The 17,197-nt window shown below is 61.2% G+C and carries 11 protein-coding genes and 1 pseudogene; 5 read left to right on the top strand and 7 right to left on the bottom strand.

Features of this window, described 5'->3' with window-relative positions; genetic code table 11:
- Positions 1 to 244: 244 nt before the first annotated feature.
- The 4 genes from J2X42_RS23155 to J2X42_RS23140 form a co-directional block, all read right to left on the bottom strand.
- Positions 245 to 643, bottom strand: a complete 399-nt coding sequence (locus J2X42_RS23155) for a universal stress protein (protein ID WP_310168471.1) — start codon at positions 641 to 643, stop codon at positions 245 to 247.
- Positions 644 to 660: 17 nt separating this feature from the next.
- A complete protein-coding gene (locus J2X42_RS23150) occupies positions 661 to 2,151 on the bottom strand; it encodes an SLC13 family permease (RefSeq protein WP_310168470.1) in 1,491 nt (496 codons plus the stop codon).
- Positions 2,152 to 2,905: 754 nt separating this feature from the next.
- Positions 2,906 to 3,670 (bottom strand): GntR family transcriptional regulator, encoded by a 765-nt coding sequence (locus tag J2X42_RS23145; RefSeq protein WP_310168469.1) that lies wholly within the window; start codon positions 3,668 to 3,670, stop codon positions 2,906 to 2,908.
- Between the two features lie 3,087 nt (positions 3,671 to 6,757).
- Entirely contained in the window at positions 6,758 to 8,152 is a 1,395-nt protein-coding gene (locus J2X42_RS23140) for an MFS transporter (RefSeq protein WP_310168467.1), read from the bottom strand.
- 832 nt (positions 8,153 to 8,984) lie between these two features.
- On the opposite strand from J2X42_RS23140, the pseudogene J2X42_RS23135 reads away from it, so the two are divergent.
- A pseudogene (locus J2X42_RS23135) lies at positions 8,985 to 9,089 on the top strand (LuxR C-terminal-related transcriptional regulator); the annotation flags it as partial.
- 444 nt (positions 9,090 to 9,533) lie between these two features.
- Here the strand turns inward: J2X42_RS23135 and J2X42_RS23130 are convergent.
- The 3 genes from J2X42_RS23130 to J2X42_RS23120 all read right to left on the bottom strand — a co-directional run bounded on the left by J2X42_RS23130 (position 9,534) and on the right by J2X42_RS23120 (position 12,878).
- On the bottom strand, positions 9,534 to 11,003 hold the full coding sequence (locus tag J2X42_RS23130; protein WP_310168466.1) for an MFS transporter: 1,470 nt from the start codon (positions 11,001 to 11,003) through the stop codon (positions 9,534 to 9,536).
- Between the two features lie 299 nt (positions 11,004 to 11,302).
- Positions 11,303 to 12,007, bottom strand: a complete 705-nt coding sequence (locus J2X42_RS23125; RefSeq protein ID WP_310168465.1) for a FadR/GntR family transcriptional regulator — start codon at positions 12,005 to 12,007, stop codon at positions 11,303 to 11,305.
- Between the two features lie 88 nt (positions 12,008 to 12,095).
- On the bottom strand, positions 12,096 to 12,878 hold the full coding sequence (locus J2X42_RS23120; protein WP_310168464.1) for an isocitrate lyase/phosphoenolpyruvate mutase family protein: 783 nt from the start codon (positions 12,876 to 12,878) through the stop codon (positions 12,096 to 12,098).
- 871 nt (positions 12,879 to 13,749) lie between these two features.
- Between J2X42_RS23120 and J2X42_RS23115 the strand changes: the two genes are divergently transcribed.
- The 4 genes from J2X42_RS23115 to J2X42_RS23100 form a co-directional block, all read left to right on the top strand.
- Positions 13,750 to 14,625 (top strand): ABC transporter permease, encoded by an 876-nt coding sequence (locus J2X42_RS23115; RefSeq protein ID WP_310168463.1) that lies wholly within the window; start codon positions 13,750 to 13,752, stop codon positions 14,623 to 14,625.
- A gap of 56 nt (positions 14,626 to 14,681) precedes the next feature.
- On the top strand, positions 14,682 to 15,701 hold the full coding sequence (locus J2X42_RS23110; protein ID WP_310168462.1) for an ABC transporter substrate-binding protein: 1,020 nt from the start codon (positions 14,682 to 14,684) through the stop codon (positions 15,699 to 15,701).
- 154 nt (positions 15,702 to 15,855) lie between these two features.
- Complete coding sequence (locus J2X42_RS23105) at positions 15,856 to 16,689, top strand: ABC transporter ATP-binding protein (protein ID WP_310168461.1); 834 nt, start codon at positions 15,856 to 15,858, stop codon at positions 16,687 to 16,689.
- A gap of 101 nt (positions 16,690 to 16,790) precedes the next feature.
- A partial coding sequence (locus J2X42_RS23100) for an aldehyde dehydrogenase family protein (RefSeq protein ID WP_310168460.1) occupies positions 16,791 to 17,197 on the top strand: 407 nt, incomplete at its 3' end.

The following is a 17,197-nucleotide window of genomic DNA, read 5'->3' as shown; positions in this document are numbered from 1 at the left end:
GGTTTTTTTTTTTTTTTTTTTTGGGGGGGGGGGGGGGGGGGGGGGGGGGGGGGGGGGGGGGCCCCCCCCCCCCCGGGGGGGGGGTTGGGGGGGCCCCCCGCCGCCAGGATGCGGCCCGGGCTCAGACGTCCTGGCGGACGCGGTTCCTGAGCTTGGTGACGACGGTGAACGGCAGCCCGTCGCGCAGCCTGGTCTCGGCCAACGGCCGGGCACTAGCCGAGCCGGAGGCCGACGTACATGGGGGTCATTTGCGGCGGGACTTAATGAGCAGGATCGGGACTTCGATGTCCATGAGGAGGCGTTGTAGGTCATGGCCGAAGATCAGTTTGCCGACTGCCGACCGATGGTGCGTGCCGATGACCGCCACAGAAGGGCGTATGGCCTGAACCTGTTCGACGAGCGCTTCGGTCGGGTCGTCGCCGGGAGCAATCAGTTCGGCGCGCCATTGAATCCGGTTGTCGAGGTGGTGCCGCACCTGGTCGACGAAGGCTTGGTATTCGAGGTCGGCTGCGCCCTCGGCGTGGCTCCCCGAGCTTGCGGCCATGATGACGAGGTCCTCGCCTCGCTCGCGGCTGAGTTCCTGCGCAGCTGTGAGGGCGGCTGCATCATCCCGTGAGGAACGGTGGATCATAACGATGGACATGGAGGGCTCCTTTCGGTTCACAGACCGGCGATGAGGTAGAGAACGGTTGCGAACAGGGATGCGAAGACACCAATCATCGTCTTCACGACGGTCCAGGTCTTGAGCGTCTCCGAGACGGTCATACCGAGGAGCCTGCTCATCAGCCAGAAACCGGCGTCGTTGACGTGCGGCAGGATCCCGGACCCGCCCGCCATCACGAGCACCAGTGCCGCAAGTTGGAGTGGGTTCGGGTCAGCGGCCGCGATGGTTGCGCCCATCAGGCCGGCGGCCGTCGTGATCGAGACAGTCGTACTGCCCACCGCAGCACTCATGATGCCGCAGATGAGGAACAGTGCCAGGGGGAGCGGGAGTCCGCTGGCGTCCAGGGCGCCTGCCATGGCATCACCGATTCCGCTGGCTTCCAGGATGGCAGCGAACATGCCACCGGCACCGACGACCAGGAGGACAGAACAGATGGGCTTGAGGGCGTTGTCCAGCATGTCTTCGAGAAACACCTGGCCCACGCCGCGGCGGGTTCCCAGCACGTAGCTGGCGACCACGACCGTGATCAGCAGGGCGATGGGGACGGACCCGATGAGTTGGAGAAGCTGTACCCACTGTGCGTCCTTGGTCTGCGTGAGCTTGGCCACCATGCTCGTCCCGGTGTTGAGCAGGATCAACACGAGTGGAAGGCAGATGAGGGACAGAACCGTCGAGATGCGAGGCGGGGCAGCCACAGTCTCCGTCTCGGTGCGGACGGCGGTGGTTGCGCCGGATGTCCCGGCCGCCGGCGCGTCGGCATTATATTTGCTGCCGGGTGTCTCGCGGCCGGGCGAGGTGTACGGCGAGTCGACCTGAGGGCCGCCGGAGAAGGCTTCGGGGACCGGAATCATGAATCGACGGCCCATCCGCGCCCCGAGCAGATGCCCGCCCAAGTACCAGGACGGTACTGCAATGATCAGGCCGAACAGCATCACCAGGCCGATGTCTGCGCCCAGCAGCACGGTGGCAGTCGTAACTCCCGGGTGGGGGGGCATCAGCATGTGCATCATCGACAGGGCAGCAGCCGGACCGAGCACATAAAGCAGGATGCTGCCACCTACGCGGCGGGCGACGGCCAGATACAGCGGAAGCATGACCAGGAAGGCTGCGTCGAAGAAGATCGGGATGCCGAATACCAGCGAAGCGATGCCAAGTGCCAGCGGCGCACGCTTCTCCCCGAGTTTGCCTACCAAAGCGTCGACGAGAACCTTAGTTCCGCCGCTGAACTCGATGAGCCTCGCGAACATCACGCCGAAGGCGATCAGGAAGGCGATGTCACCTAGGGTTTCGCCAAGACCGCCCAGCAGCAGGTCCATGATCGATCCTGTAGGGATCCGGGTCGCGAAGGCCGTGGCAACGCTCACGATCAGCAGGGCTACCACTGCGTGCATCTTGACCTTCAGGATCAGGAACAGCAACACTGCGATCGCGCCCGCGCAGATCAAGAGCAGGGGGGCTGTCGATAAATGCTCAAACTCGACGTCCATTGAATCTCCATTGATTAGTTAGTAACGCACTTAGCGTCGCGGCTGTGAGTGACAACACAATAAAACCACATTGGATACTTGTATACAAGTTCGTGTCGACGCGAGAAGAACGAAATGACGCAGCACTGGGTCCGGGCGGTTTCATAGACGGAGGCACAAGCAAGGGGTGTTCATCTGCGAGGATGATCTCCCCGGGAGCGGGGTGAGGGTGCGCGCTGTTACTGGCCGCCCTGAGCACCCCGACCCATACAGCCGGCAGTTGGCCGGGATGGGCGACGGGCTCTTATCCCTGTCCAAGGTGGTCTCCGCCGGCCTCTGGCGCGTCCGGATGCCGACGCCCGGCCGCCGTGGCCATGGGGCCTAGGCCGGCCCGAGAGCGAGGTTCCCTTAGCCATCCCCAAGGTTGCGATCATCGCGCCCCTGCCGACTATTTAACGTTCACCAGTGAATGGATAGGTGTTAGCTCCTACGATCTGTCTGTGCGCATGATGTCCATGGGTCAGGCCCCCGGGCCGTCACCGGCACACGGCCCTGTGCCTGGCTGTGGCCGCCCAGGTGCCGCAGACCATTCCCAATGTCCTGTCCGATTCGACCGCAGGGGCGGACACGACTCGGCAGCCCTTCCGGTGTGCTGACTGTTGACGCAGACGCCGGGGATGTCGGAATGGAGCTTCGAAGCGCCTCGATCTACCGCACGACACAGCGCCAAATGCAGCAGGCAGTGGCAGTGCCAGCTTGGCGTCCTTGGACGCGTCTAGGCGGCCGGATACCTCTGGCTGACCGCCTTCCGGGCCGATTCGAACGCTGCCATGACATGCCGGTCCATGATTGAAGCTGCCAGGTCCGCGTCCCGGGCTTCTAGGGCTTGGATCAGCTCCTCGTGCTCTTCAAACACGTTGTCCAGGCGCCCGGGCATCTCGTTGGAAAGCGTGCGGTAGCGGATCGTGTGGCCCCGAAGCTGGTTCAGCAGCCTGCGGCACACCTCGTTGCCTGCGACATCGGCAATCAAATTGTGAAAGTCCGCGCCGAGCTTCAGCGTGGTGTCGGGGAAGCGGACGTGGTGCCTGTTCGCCTCAAGCACCACTTCCAGCTGGCGGATCTGCTCATCGGTGATGTTCTCGCATGCCTGGCGCACAATGACCTGCTCAAGGCCGGAACGAGTCCGGTAGACCTGCTTGAGATGATCCACATCCAGCGGACGGACAATGACGGCACCGGTGGGCAACTGGTTCAGCAGGTCTTCGGACATCAGCCGTCGAACCGCTTCCCGCATCGGCGTGCGGCTCACCCCGAGCTCGGCCACCAGGCTCGCCTCGTTAAGACGCTCCCCGGGCGCCAGCCTGAGCGTAGTGATCTTTTCCCAAAGCCGCTCATAGACAACTTGAGCCGCCGAAACGCGTGCGATCGCCATGGTCTGCCCTCCGGCCACTGGATTGCCAAAGCCTTGGTAAGGGATTCGCATTCCCACCATGCCGCCCGCATCGCGCGGGCGCCGGCTGCGTGGATCAAGGTTGGTCACCCACGAATTATAACGACAGTCACCCCGCCCAGTTCCGCCCCGACACCGAGGGGCGGTTTCAGACGCAGCGGCGTCGACGGTTCGCCGTGATCCACGTAACCGCACTCCTGCGCATCCTCCCCGAATACGAGTAAGTCTTCGAAGCCGCGGCCGACTTCCAACGAGCCGACGGGGCGCTCAGCTTCCGGCCGGATCGCAGCATCGAGGGCCCCACCGAGTACGTCCTCACCGTCGGCTAGAAGACCGTCGAGGCCCGCGCCGAGGGATTCCGGTCATCGGACTCGTTCACCGGCTGGTGTGAACGCGTAGGGTCCCACTTCGCCAAACCTCCCGTCGTCCACCACACGCAGCAAGGTTCGTTGCGCAAATCCAGATGTCACGGGCGAAGGCTCCCAAGCCCCGCACAGCGGTTCTGATCTGCGAAAACACCTGGTTGGTCTGTGCGCGGGGAGTTGTCCGTTCTCAATGTAGTTGTCAGTCGCGACATGGGAACTGACAGATTGGATGAGACAGATCGCGCGGATTCTTTCTCATTCATGTTGTCAGTTCCGGAAATTTCTCATGCTCGTGGTACCAGCTACCAGGAGCCACAACGTGACGGCGAAGGTCCTAAGCAAGCCGGACGACGCCACAGCTGCGGTTCTCCACAGCGCGGCAACCGCACTGACAGCTTGATTGAGAATTTCCCAGGATCCGTAGACTGACACGTTGAACGCGAAAAATGACATCTGGAATGAGAACGGACAGGAGTATTCGCAGCTACTTCTACTCCCGTACTTTAAGAGCCGATAACCGGCCTTTCGTACGGTTGATGTTTGCAGTGGAGTGGTGCGGTCTGGGATTCGGTCATCGACCAAGCGTGTTGTCTGCTGTCGATGGTTTCACCACGACGTAGGAGGGCGGCGCCGCCCGTACCAGGGATTACGCGCCTGCCTGGTGCACGCCTCTGACGCAGCTGACGCTCGTCTTGCTGCGAAGGCGCATGGCAAAAGCGTTTGGGGTGGTCATGTGGGTGTGTGCCTGAAAGCTCATGAGATGGGTGAAGGAGGTGTCGCCGCGATGACGTTTTTCATTGTTGACTGTCGTGTGTGCCAGTGGGTGAGTGCTTCCTACCGGGCGGAAGGCCTCACCCAGAACGAGACCGTATGTTGTCGCAGTGTTGCCAACGCAAAGACGAACCGCGTTCCCTCAGCAGGGACGCGGTTCTTGTTTGGAGCTGCGCAAAACGTCGAATTTTGGGGTGTGCACAATGTGCACACTTTTGGCGTCGGACTGGGTCGTACAGGGGTCGGATCGGGTCGGATTCCGTATGTTTCCGCGGGTGCCCAGTGTTTGCAGGGGTTGGAATGCAGTTCGAGTCCCACCTCGGGCACGCATTTCCCCTCGTCAGAGGGGTTTTTGCTATTAATGTGTTGACATTGACCCTCCGCGGGTCCCTTTGACACTGGCCGCGGTCTGTGCCTGGCGCCGCGGTGGCCTGTGAAGTTGTGTGGGTGGCGGGGTAGGGTCCTGGCTGGCGGGCCCTCCGCCTGCTTGTATCTGGGGCTATCTGTCTCCTTTCAAGGTTGCTCTCGTGGCCGTGGTTGGCCATCACTCATTCATTACTACGGGTTGTGTTGACGACATGACCAAAGCAACCTGGCTTCCAGGATCTTTTTTGGATAGCTGCTTCCCGCGGGCCAGGCAAAGTGCGCTCATCGCGTGTTTGTCCGGCCAAAGGAGCGTGCACATTGTGCACACTCTCGGGTGGCGTGCGGCTGTTCGGCTTGCATCGTGATCCCTTTCCGCAGACTTTGTGGCTGATAGCAGTTCATGCGTCTGGCCATCCCGGGGGTACATGACCTGGGGACCTGGGCGGGGGAGAGTGCTGGGGGCTGGAGACAATCGTGCCGTCGAGTGCCCTAACTCCGGCTGAAGAGTTCGGTGTGCCTGCGGCTGGAAGATCGTGCATGCCGTGCACCTTCTGAGTGGTGTTTGCGCTGTTACCTCTCCATGGGAGCCGCGCACCGTGCCGACATGACCGCCCGTTGAGATGTTTGCCAGGCCAGGCAGCGACCACACGAATGAGGGGGTCGGATTGCCACTTCGATAGATGCCCTGCCAGTTATTGCTCCCCGGCACGAAGGGCTTGAGGGGCGCATGTACGTTGGTGTGAAGCCGGCGCAATTCCCGAACCCACCGGATGCTGGTGTGTGGGACTGAATCCCTCCTACTGGTGCAGTATTTTCCCAGTTCAGAGGCATTTCTGGCTCAGTGCGGGGACAAAATTCCGGTGGTGTGGACACCCGCCGCATCCGCTTTAAATCGCATCCCGAAGCGCTGCAAGGAGGCGACAATTGGTCATGGGGCGGCGGGGCGAGGGCATGCTATGGCTGTGGCAGGGGACCCGTAGCGTCTTTTCGCGCTGCATGAGAGTCGGCGGGCAGGACTAAAGGCCGGGTCAAGGGTTGGGTCGGACAAATGGCAGATGAGTGTCGACGTCGGAGGTGCACAATGGGGTGACGTTCACGTGGGGGAGGGCGAGGGCTAGGCCTTCATTAAGGTGGCAGCCGCGGAATATGAGCTCGGTGTTGGGCGCGCTTGACTGAATGGTGGCGAGCGAGATGTATGGGCGGGCTCTGCGCCCGACTGGAGGTTCGAACCGGCGGAAGCGCCGACAAAGCCGAATGCCTGGGCATTCCATATTAACGGGATGGGCGGAAAGCGGGCCGGCGCTCTTCGCGGGGTGGCGGTGGCCGTGCGCTGCGGCTATACGTCGTTGGTTGTATCGTTCCGGAACGATGGGGAAGCACCGCCGTCGGTCGATGGTCAGGAGATGGACGGTGTCGGCGACGCCGGGAGTGCATGTTTTGTGAAGCCTTATTGGCTGACCAGTGGAAGGGCCACTTCAAATCGATCGTGGCACAATCCTTGGTGGCGCTGCACGTGGAGGCGTGTCGTTGACTAGATGGATCTGACGTCCTCGGACCGGTTAGTCCGGGCCGAGGACGTCAGGCCTTATCCGGCGGATGTTTAACCGCGCGGGCGGAGCTGCCGATCCCTTTCCGCCAGGTGAGCCGGCGGTAACGGATCCGGCTTCCGCCTTGGTTAAGCGCGGGCCTTTGGCTCCTCCAGCGCATCAGCGGTGTCACCAGCCGGAGCGATCTGCGCCAACGCCTCAGCAGACGTGTCCACGCGGGCGACCGCATAGAGGGTGGTAGCTGCGACATAGAAGCCCGAAACTGTCAGGATCACCCCGACAATCCCAAAGCTGTTGAACAGCCCCAGGACGATGAAGGGGGAGGCAATCAAGCAGACGCGACCTACGGTCTGAGCAAGGCCGCCACCACGGAAGCGGAAAGCGGTCGGGAAGAATTCCGGAACGGTCCCGAGGCACATGGTCAGGAACGACGCGGCCATGGCTACCAGGACGAAGCCGACGGCGATGATCAGGGCCGGCTCCGTCATGAACGGGTAGATGCCGGCGACGATCGCCGCGAGCGTCCCCGAGAGCACAATGCTTCGGCGGCGTCCGAGGCGGTCAGCCAGCAGCATGCACAGCAGTGGACCTGCGACGTAGCCGGACATGATGGCCGCGTTGAACCCCAGGGACGATGTAATGGTCATTCCCTGCTTGACGAAGAACGTGGGCATCCAGCCGGTGACGGAGTATGAACCGAACAGGCAGATGACGGTCAAGACCAGAGCCAGCAAGGTCCGCCGGATCACGGAGCGCGAGAACAGCACCGTAATCGGCACATACTTAGCTTTCTGATCCGTGACACCAGCCTCGCTGGTGACCGCAATCGGGCTGGTCTTCGGGCTCGAAACGCCCGACTCCCTCTCGATGCTCTGGAGGACAGCTTCCGCTTCTTCGTGCCGGCCACGTGACTCGAGCCAACGCGGCGACTCCGGCATGCCCCGGCGCAGCCACCATGCGATCAGGGCCCCCACACCCCCGATAATAAACATCGCCCGCCAGGAAAACGCCGGAATGACCAAGAATCCGACAAGCGAAGACAGCGAGACGCCGAATCCGCCGAAGACCCCGAGCAGGCCGAGGTACCTGCCTCGGTGGTCGCACGGAAAGAACTCGGTGATCATGCCGTAGCAGATCACGTATTCAGCGCCCATCCCGATGGCCATCAGGAATCGCATGCCGATCAGGACCTCCATGGTGGGTGCAAAGGCCGCGGCAACAGCCAGGATTCCGAAGAGCCCCAGGCTGAACTGGAAAGCGAAACCGCGTCCGATCCGGTCGCTGAGCCAGCCGGAGAAGGCCGCTCCGATCGCCAGGCCCGCAAACGTGGCCGACAGAAAGAACGAGTTCAGTTCAAGCGTGGAGAAGCCCGTAGGCAGCATCGATGCCAGCACCGCGGATGAAAGCGTGTTGTCGAATGAGTCGAAGAACAGGCCCAAACCAACCAGCAGCGCCATGCGCCGGTGAAACTTCCCGATCGGGAGATTGTCGAGCCGCTGGCTCGCATTGACATGCGTGGTCATCGGACGGCACCTTCCGGACGTGCTGCCGGCTCTGGGGCCTGGCAGGAAGCGGCGGCGGAGTGCTGGTGGGTGAGAGAGAGCAAGGCCCGATCCGGGACGGCTCTGTTGATGCGAGCATGGTCTGCTGGGCTGGGAGTGCGAGCTTCACACTTCGATCGACTCTGTTCGGACATGGGTATCACTACCTTTGACTTAGTGTTCAGTGTGCAGTCGCGCGAACACGACGGTGTGTTGTGAACTGATCCTTCTTCGCCGGGACGACCGTTGCGAGAAGGAATTATTGCGCTCAATGCCCTGGCGCGGTGCCCTGCGCTAGAACTGTGACGGGGCGTGCAGCTCATTGAGGTTGTAGTGACCATATCCTGCATTATGAGACTGGTGCAATACCAATGCGGGAGTCCTTCTGGTGTTTGGCATCATCCGTTTGGTCTGGGACGGCCATACATGGCGGCTGCTCGTTTGGGTGCTGGCCGTGATGCGGCGACGCTGGCGCCGCTTTGAGGAGGTGCGGGGCCAGCGTGTCCGGGAGCTACCGCTGTCTTGCTGCCGACTTGTGATTAACTCCGCTGAGACCCGAAGAACCCCAGCGGATGCCAGGGCGTTGATGACGGGACTCCGACGACGGCCTGCCGTTTGGTCCGTACATAGCTGATCCAAGCCCACTATGTGGGGATGTTTCGGACCATGCCGACGGTCAGGCAAAGTCAGAAGAAGCCAGATCCCTGGGAGCACAGGGGGCAGCCCTGAACTGTTGAAGATCCAGTGCCAGGAGCTGAGCCCAAGCGTGTCGGCGTCATCAAGGACCGGGCTGCGGTTTTCAGGGTCACAACGGAGCGAAAACACAGTTAAGTTTCACGTGCCTAACCTCTTCAGAAAGCTGAACGTCCACTCACGCGCAGAGGCCATCGCCCTGGCGCACAGTCACGGCGTCCGCTGAAGTGTTGCAACGCTAGGTCTACGAATGCTGCAACGCCTACGATGCGGTGGCTCGCGGGGTTGCAGGATCCCATCGAGTTTGCACACATGGATTGGCTGAAATGGGCCGAAGAGATCAAGAACCCCCACGCTCGTGCTGCATGGACCGGGGACCCCTCAACTCCATTTCAAGTGTCACAGCTCATCGCCTGTCTGCGTCCGGACGTACTCAGTCTCGTTCCGTTCGACACTGCGGGGCAATCGCGTGAGTGGAATGAGGATCCAGAGCGATGGGGGAGAGCTGTAGTCGGGCTGCCGGACGAGAAGCACGTGATCGTGGTCTGACACGATGGAAAGGAAAAAGGTCCCAGCTGGAGAACTGCCGCGATTGAGTGGTTCCGGCCAGCCCGATGGGGGAGCAGTCATTCGGCCTGGGCGAAGCCGCAGTCCTCGACGACCAGAGGTATCAGGTGCTGCTGCGGCTGTCTTCCGAGCCGCTGGGGTCCGGCTGCTCCCAACGTGGCCTTCCCTCGCCCGGCTTAACGGCGGGCATTGCCAGCACTGCCGCCACCGTGAGGATGCCTGCTGCCAGAGCCGCCACGAAGACCGCGCCTGAAGCGGCCATGATGGCCGGCACCTCGTCCACGGCTCCTGTCGTGTTCGCGTAAACAGAGTTGGCTATGGCGCCGAACACAGCCACGCCGAGGGCGCTGCCGATGGACCGGGCGAACATGTTTGTACTGGTCACCACGCCGCGCTCATTCCACGGGACGCTGGACTGGGCAGCGATGAGGGCGGGCGTGGCCACCAGCCCCAGCCCAAGGCCGACGACGAAGCAACTCGCGGCGATCAACGGCACGTTGGGAGCAGCCGAAGTGAGGGTCAGAACCGCGAGGCCCGCCACGGTGACGGAAATACCGATCAGTGCCGTCGCCTTGAAGCCGATGCGCAGGTAAAATCGGCCGGCCTGCGAGGCGCTGATCGGCCACCCTACGGTGAGAGCTGCGAGTGCCAGACCGGCTATTAGAGGCGAGGTGGATAAAGCGCCTTCCAAGAAAGTGGGCACGTAGGAGGTCAGCCCGATCATGACTGCCCCGACGCCCAGGGACACCAGCGCTGTAGTCCCAAGGAGGCGCCGGGACACCACCCATGGCGGCAGTACAGGCTCCGCCGCCCGCCGCTCCACCAGGAGGAAAAGGATCAGGAGCACAGCCCCCACACTGAAGACGCTGATGCTGATGGGTGAAAGCCATGCCCACGCCTGACCGCCCTGGAGGGCTCCAAGAATCAGCAAGGTGAGTGAGACCGCCAGAAGGGCCGCACCGGCATAGTCCACCCGGTGTTTGATGCGCTCCACGTTCTCTTGCAGGGTACGGAACAGCATCCACCCCGCCAGGAGACACAGAGGAATGTTAACCAGGAAGATGCCGCGCCAAATCCCCAGTGAGGAGAAAATGCCGCCAAGGGTCGGCCCTACCACTGAGGAGAGCGCCCAAACGCTGGCCAGGTAGCCCTGGACCTTGGCCCGCTCCTCTAGCGAGTAAATGTCGCCGGCGATGGTCATGGACACCGGCAGCACCGCGCCGGCGCCTAGTCCTTGGAGCGCCCGGAAAGCGATTAGGGTTGGCATGCTCCAAGCGACACCGCAGAGGACCGACCCGAGCAGGAACAGGCCGATTCCCGCCAGGATGATCGGCTTGCGGCCTACCATGTCCGAGAGCTTGCCGTAGATGGGTACGGAGACCGCCTGGGCCAGCAGGTAGGCCGAAAAGAGCCATGGGAATGATGAGAATCCGCCGACATCCCTGACGATGGACGGGACGGCCGTGGCTACGATGGTGGAGTCAATGGCGACGAGCCCTGTGGCCATCATTAGGGCGATGAGGATCGGCCCCCGTTCTGAGCGGAATCCTACTGCCTGGCTGGCGGTTGCCACGTCAGACTCCGGCCGGGTGGCTCATCGTGTGCACGGTAATGTCGCCAACCTCGTCATGGTCGTCGAACTCCGCTAGGGAACCGGCCACGTCATTCCATTGAGTCGCGGACACTGTGCTCTCCTTGTTGTCGTGCCGCCACGGGCCCGGCGGCGTAGGGGTGGACGATGGCGATGTACTGGGTGGTAGTGTACTCGGCGATGCCCTGGGACCCGCCTTTGAGGCCAAGGCCTGACTGTTTCACGCAAAGCGCTCACGCATTGTGCCCGCCCCTGCCGTCATGTAGCTTTCAGATGTAGTACTACGGTGCCTGAAGGATCAGGTTCTTGAGGTCATCAAGTGTTTGTTGCATGTGCGCGTCCATGGCTTCGCGGGACCGGCCCGGGTTGCGCGATTCCAGCGCCTCGGCAATGTTCCGGTGATGCCCGATGGCGTTCTCTTGGATGGTTGGCACGGCAGATGTTTCGGCCCGGCGCTTTTCCAGCACCCGGTGGAGCGACTCGAAGAGGACCTGCACAAACACGTTCTCTGACGCCCTGAGGATCAGGTCGTGGAAGGCCAGGTCAGCCGCCACAAAGGCTGCTACGTCATTGACCTCGTGGGCTGCCCGCATCGCAGCGACATAGCCGAACAGTTGTTGGATCCCTCCATCGCTGATCCGGGCGGCCGTGAGTCCGCAGGCCCCGCTTTCGAGCATTCGGCGCAGTTCGATGAGCTGCACGGAGGAGTCGGCGTCATTCTGGCCCTCCGATGCGGCACGGAGGACAGCTTCCAGCGAAGCCCAGCGGTCCAACGGGTTCACAAATGTCCCGCGGCCGCGTTCCACGCTGAGGATCCGCTGCGCTTCCAGGGTTTTCATGGCCTCGCGCACGGTTATGCGGCTCACGCCGTGTTTGGCGCCGAGTTCACGCTCTCCAGGCACGCAGGATCCAGGTGGAAAGTCCCCGGCAATGATCCGATCGAGGAGCTCGTCTGCAACAACCCCCACGAGTGATTTCCGGGCCATATTTCCCCCCTGTGTCAGTCTTTGATCACTCGTAACCGGCCTGGCACGACAAGTCCTCGGGTGGCCCACAGCATAGGTTGTCGCGTACTTAGTTCAGGGGTGGCGTGTCGGCTGGAATGACACCTCCCGCGTACAGGTCGGTGGCGAGATCCCGAAGCGCGCGCAGGGCGACACGTTGAGTGAAGGGGCCATACGAGACACGGGCCACGCCAAGTTCTTGCATTTCGGTAGCGGGCAGGGCCCCCGGTGCACCGCCGCCCACTGATAGCTTTCCTCTCCCCAGTCCGTCGACCAGGGGCTCGATGACCTCGCGGGTTCGTGCTCCCGGAACGAACACCAACGCGGCACCGGCGTCGAGGAACGCTCGGCCCCGTGCCACAGCGTCATCGATGCTGTCCTTGATAGGGCGGTCACCGCCCAGCATGATCGCGTCCGTGCGGGCGTTCAGCTGGAACGCGATGCCTTCATCGTTGGCCGCGGCAATGATGGCGTGCACGCGCGCGACAGCTTCATCGAAAGGTCGAAGCCTATCTTCCACATTGGCTCCTACAATGCCCAGACCGATAGCCCTGCGGATCGTCTCCGCGGGGTTGTAGTAACCGTCATCAAGGTCGGCAGTGACGGGAAGGTCAACCGCGTCCACGATTGTCTTGACTCCTGCCAGGGCCAACTCCAGGGGCATCGTGCCGTCGGCGTAACCGTACATCGCGGCGATAGAGTGGCCAGCAGTAGCGATCGCTTTCGTCTCCGGCAGCGCCGCGACGGTTGCTGCGCTAACGGCATCCCACACGTTAACAACCCGCAGAATGTCCGGGGCCTCGTGCAGCTCTTTCAATTGCTGTGCACGCTCTGATTGGCTTGTTGCGGTCATACTTCTTTGCCGTTCTTTGTCGGTTACTTGGCTGAATCGTTTTTGGCTGCGTTTCTGGATTGGCGCGCTTCCCCGGCCCGGTGCCGGCCGTCCTCAGCAAGAAGGTATGGAATCTGAACCACCCTCATGGGATCGCCACCCTTCGCTTTGATAACCCCCATGCGAGCATCTCCTCCGCCCGGCGTCACAGCAGACTTTTCGACATCTTCGTCCTCAACCTTGCAATCTCCCTCAAGGCTTGCATCGTCCGGTTAGCTGAGATTGGCCTAGATCGTGTAGCCGCGCCAATCCTGGCTTGGGCCGTTCCACAGATGGGTGGCCTAGCGAATGTATCCCACCATGTGAGACTTGGTCAATCGTGAGGTTTCCGCCTTTTTTGATCCCTCCGGGGATCGTGGGCATCACCGAGGCGTAGGACTGCATTAAGAAATGGGGTCAGTTGAATTGCCGAGTGCCCGATCTTGTCCACCAGTTGCTCGCGGACGCCGTGGCTGGCCAGCAACAAGGGGTCCATTTGGCGAATCTGCAGGCCTCGATGATCAGCGGACCGTGGCGAGCAGTCCAGCGTCACGCGGGGTCCCTGATGGACCGGTATTCCGTCGACCGAGGAAGTCTGCCTTCGTGGACAGCTCCGGGACTTGGATTTTTTCATTGACTAAGTCCCACAATGCAGGATACCGTGTGTTCCATAGCACGGCTGACTAGGACCCCCATAGTCCATGGAGAGTTCAGAATTACGTAAGAAGTCACCGCATCACGGGCCGAAGGGCCCCGACGTCACCCCCTTTCGTTGGTACTCGAGGCATGTCTGCTATCAGGCAGCCATGGGTCAGATAGTGGTTTCGTGTTCCACTCAAGGAGGAGAAGGTACATGCAGAGAAAAAACCTTACGGCCGATCGGCCTAGCCAAACAGCATCCGGGGGCGTTGCCCTGACAGCACCGGGAATGGGCCAGCCCAAAACGCAGGAAACTTCCGCCACACGGCGAAGGATCGGTTCCATTGCTTGGTCCTCGTTGCCGCCCCTGGTGTTCGTGGCGATCGTTTTGGCCTGGGCCGCCGCAGTGGAGCTATTCAAAATTCCTGCGTACCTTCTCCCCGGACCTCTTGCCGTGTTCGAACGTCTCTTCACGGACGCAAACAGTCTCTGGGTTCACACGCAATCCACTCTCGTTGTGCTCGTTGTCGGACTATTGCTAAGCATCGTGATTGGCATTCCCCTTGGTTTGGTCATCGCTCTCTCACGAACCGCCAAGCAGCTGGTTTACCCGCCGGTGATAGTGCTGCAGTTGGTGCCAAAAATCGCCGTCGCACCACTGCTCCTGGTATGGCTCGGATTTAGCCTGAACACCAAGGTCGCTTTGGTCGTTCTCATAACATTCTTTCCGTTGCTTATGGCCAGCATCAGCGGATTCAGGATTCTTGATGACAGGCTCCTGTACTTGACGCGTTCCATGGGTGCGAGTCGGTGGCAAACATTCTGGGCGCTGCGGTTTCCTGCCGCTCTCCCTGTGATCTTTTCCGGGATCAAGACTTCCGCAACCATCGCGATCACAGGTGCACTTGTCGCGGAGTTTCTTGGATCAAACAGCGGTCTGGGTTACGCGCTGCTGCGTGCAAGCGGTGCGATGGACACGGAATACATGTTCGCCATCCTCGTAATCCTTACTGTCATCGGGGTGCTCCTTAACTACCTGGTGGAGGGTGTCGAATGGCTCCTGACGCCTTGGCAGCGCCGCGCCGGCTAAGAACCAGACCTGACCTACCTATCCATATTTGGCAACCAACGTTCAAAGGAAGCATCATGCAAAGACGCATCAGTAAATTGGTCGCAACTGCGATCGCAGCGGGAGCGATGCTGCTCTCCGGATGCTCCGCGCCCACAGCCAGCGGCGGCGGCAGTGAAACCCCGGTCCGTTTTCAAATGCACTGGTCCTGGTCAGCCTCAACTGCGGGCTTCGCAGTCGCCCAGACGGATGGCCTCTACAAGGCCGCCGGAATAGATGCAAAAATTGAGCAGGGGACAGGATCCGGGACGGCCGTTCAGCTCGTGGCTAACGGTCAGGCAGACATTGGGATCGCGGACGCCGTGCCTATCAGCCAGCAGATCCAAAAGGGCGCTCCGCTTGTCATCGTTGCAACTATGAACCAGGTGACCAACATTGCAATGCAGGTCATGGAGTCAACCGGGATCAACGCTGTCCAGGATCTCAAGGGAAAAACCGTCGCGGTTCCTCAGGGCAGTGCGCATGCTTTCCTTTTCCCCCTATTCCTCGAAGCGAACGGTCTCACCGAGTCGGACGTGACCATATCGAATGTTCCATTTGCCTCCATGCCAGCGGCACTGCTCCAGGGAAACGTTGACGCAATCGTCGGGGGGCAAGACACTGCCGTGTCACTCGAACAGCAAAAGGCTAAGTTCAAGAACTTTTTGTTCGCTGACTACGGCGTCTCGCCCGTAGCACATTCAATCTTCACCACTCAAAGCTACGCCGAAAAGAACCCTGAAGCGGTAAAGAAATTCGTTTCCGCGAGCCTCGAAGGTTTGGCTTCTGCGCGCGATAACCCCGAACACGCAGTAGAGGCAGTCAAGCAGCTTCTGCCGGACTCTGTCGACGGCACAGTTCGCGCCGAACTCAAGTTCCTGCTCCCCCTGCTGTGTGCCGCGGATGCAAAAGTCATCGGTCGCGCAGAGGCCGCACACTGGCAGCAGAGTAACGACCTTTTGACCCGGGCCAAGCTCCTGCCGGCTCCTCTGGACACGGCCAAATCCGTCTCCTACGACTTCCTGCCCCCGGAGTCTGAACTGACGAGCTGCAAGTAGGTTCTCTGGGCTGGCCGGTAGTAGCAGGCGCCTGACACCCGGTCAGCCAAGTGCACGCAACCAGGAGTCAAGACCTAAAACATAGTCTCGCCCGGGTTGGCTGAGCCAGAAGAATTCAGAGCCCCACGCGCACGGATCAGAGAAAGGCACACCAATGAACGACACAGCACTGCAGACAAGGGCGGCAGGTCTGCCCATAGCCATAGAAGGCGTCGCCAAAACGTTCACCACTCAGGCAGGCAAATCCTTTGAGGCGCTCAGGCCCGTTTCGATGGACGTTAAACCTGGCGAATTCATTTCGATAGTCGGCCCATCCGGCTGCGGAAAGAGCACACTAATGCTCATGGTCGCTGGGCTCCTGGACAGATCCGAAGGGGATATCCGTGTAGGCGGAACATCAGTGAACAAGCCCTTCACCGACATCGGAATTGCCTTCCAGGACCACCTCCTGCTGGACTTCCGGACTGCGATGGACAACGTTCTTATTCAGGCTGACATACGTCGTTTGGATAAGAAGGAACTGCGGTCCCGGGCGACAGAGTTGTTTAAGCAACTCCACCTTGAAAAGGCGATCGACAAATACCCGCGCCAGTTGTCCGGTGGCATGCGTCAAAGGGTGTCGCTCATCCGCACAATCGTCCACGAGCCATCGCTGCTTTTGCTTGACGAGCCTTTCGGGGCGCTGGATGCTCTTACCCGTCTCCAGGTGAGGGCCGACCTTGAATCGCTCTGGCTGCGTAACAGGCCGACTGTTCTTTTCATCACCCATAGTGTTGAAGAGGCTGTGGGTCTCTCCGACCGGATTTTCGTGATGAGCCCAAGCCCAGGCGAGGTAGTGGACGAAATAGTCGTCGATCTCCCGCGCCCGCGCCCCCTCGCGCTCGTCGAATCGCCCGACTTCGGCAAATACGTTGATCGAATCTACGGCCACTTCGAGCGAATGGGAGTGCTCCACGGTATTGAGATTCCTAAGCGAGGAAACGAGTGAGCTGCGCTTACCTATACCAGAACTGTGTTAAATGATGGCTAAGTCAGGCCGGACTGGGCTAACCGGGGGCTGACCCAGCCCCGTGAAGGAGATCGCGAAAAATGGAGGCCAAGATGCAGGAAGAGTCCGCTGTTGCGTTGGGTGGAAGGCCGGTTCGGATCGGGGTTATTTCGGCTGAGGGGGTGGGCGTTCCTGTCGGTGGGCATGAGATGGAGATCTTTAATCCGGCTACGGGGACTGTTATTGGCACACTGTTTGAGGCTGGTGCGGCGGAGATCGATGCGGTGGTCGCCGGGGCCAGGGCTGCGTATGAGAAGGTGTGGCGGCGGACAGCGCCGGAGGTCCGGGCGAGGATGCTCACGGCCTGGGCCGATGCGATCGTTCAGCACCGTGAGGAACTCGCCGATATCGAGGTCGCCGACGTGGGCCACCTCCGCCGCGAAGCACTTGCCGATATCGATAACAGCGCCCGGGTGCTTCGCTATTACGCCGGCCTGGCCGACAAGCT

Origin of the sequence: Arthrobacter sp. BE255 (assembly GCF_031457335.1) — a bacterium.
In the GTDB taxonomy this organism is placed as follows: domain Bacteria; phylum Actinomycetota; class Actinomycetes; order Actinomycetales; family Micrococcaceae; genus Arthrobacter.
The sequence above is the reverse complement of the archived record's forward strand: the minus strand, read 5'-3'. Positions and strand labels throughout refer to the sequence as shown.

Excerpts from the sequence above, each read along its gene's own strand:
- J2X42_RS23155 (WP_310168471.1), bottom strand. The coding sequence starts at position 643 with ATGTCCATCGTTATGATCCACCGTTCCTCACGGGATGATGCAGCCGCC.
- J2X42_RS23150 (WP_310168470.1), bottom strand. The coding sequence starts at position 2,151 with ATGGACGTCGAGTTTGAGCATTTATCGACAGCCCCCCTGCTCTTGATC.
- J2X42_RS23140 (WP_310168467.1), bottom strand. The coding sequence starts at position 8,152 with ATGACCACGCATGTCAATGCGAGCCAGCGGCTCGACAATCTCCCGATC.
- J2X42_RS23125 (WP_310168465.1), bottom strand. The coding sequence starts at position 12,007 with ATGGCCCGGAAATCACTCGTGGGGGTTGTTGCAGACGAGCTCCTCGAT.
- J2X42_RS23120 (WP_310168464.1), bottom strand. The coding sequence starts at position 12,878 with ATGACCGCAACAAGCCAATCAGAGCGTGCACAGCAATTGAAAGAGCTG.
- J2X42_RS23115 (WP_310168463.1), top strand. The coding sequence starts at position 13,750 with ATGCAGAGAAAAAACCTTACGGCCGATCGGCCTAGCCAAACAGCATCC.
- J2X42_RS23110 (WP_310168462.1), top strand. The coding sequence starts at position 14,682 with ATGCAAAGACGCATCAGTAAATTGGTCGCAACTGCGATCGCAGCGGGA.
- J2X42_RS23105 (WP_310168461.1), top strand. The coding sequence starts at position 15,856 with ATGAACGACACAGCACTGCAGACAAGGGCGGCAGGTCTGCCCATAGCC.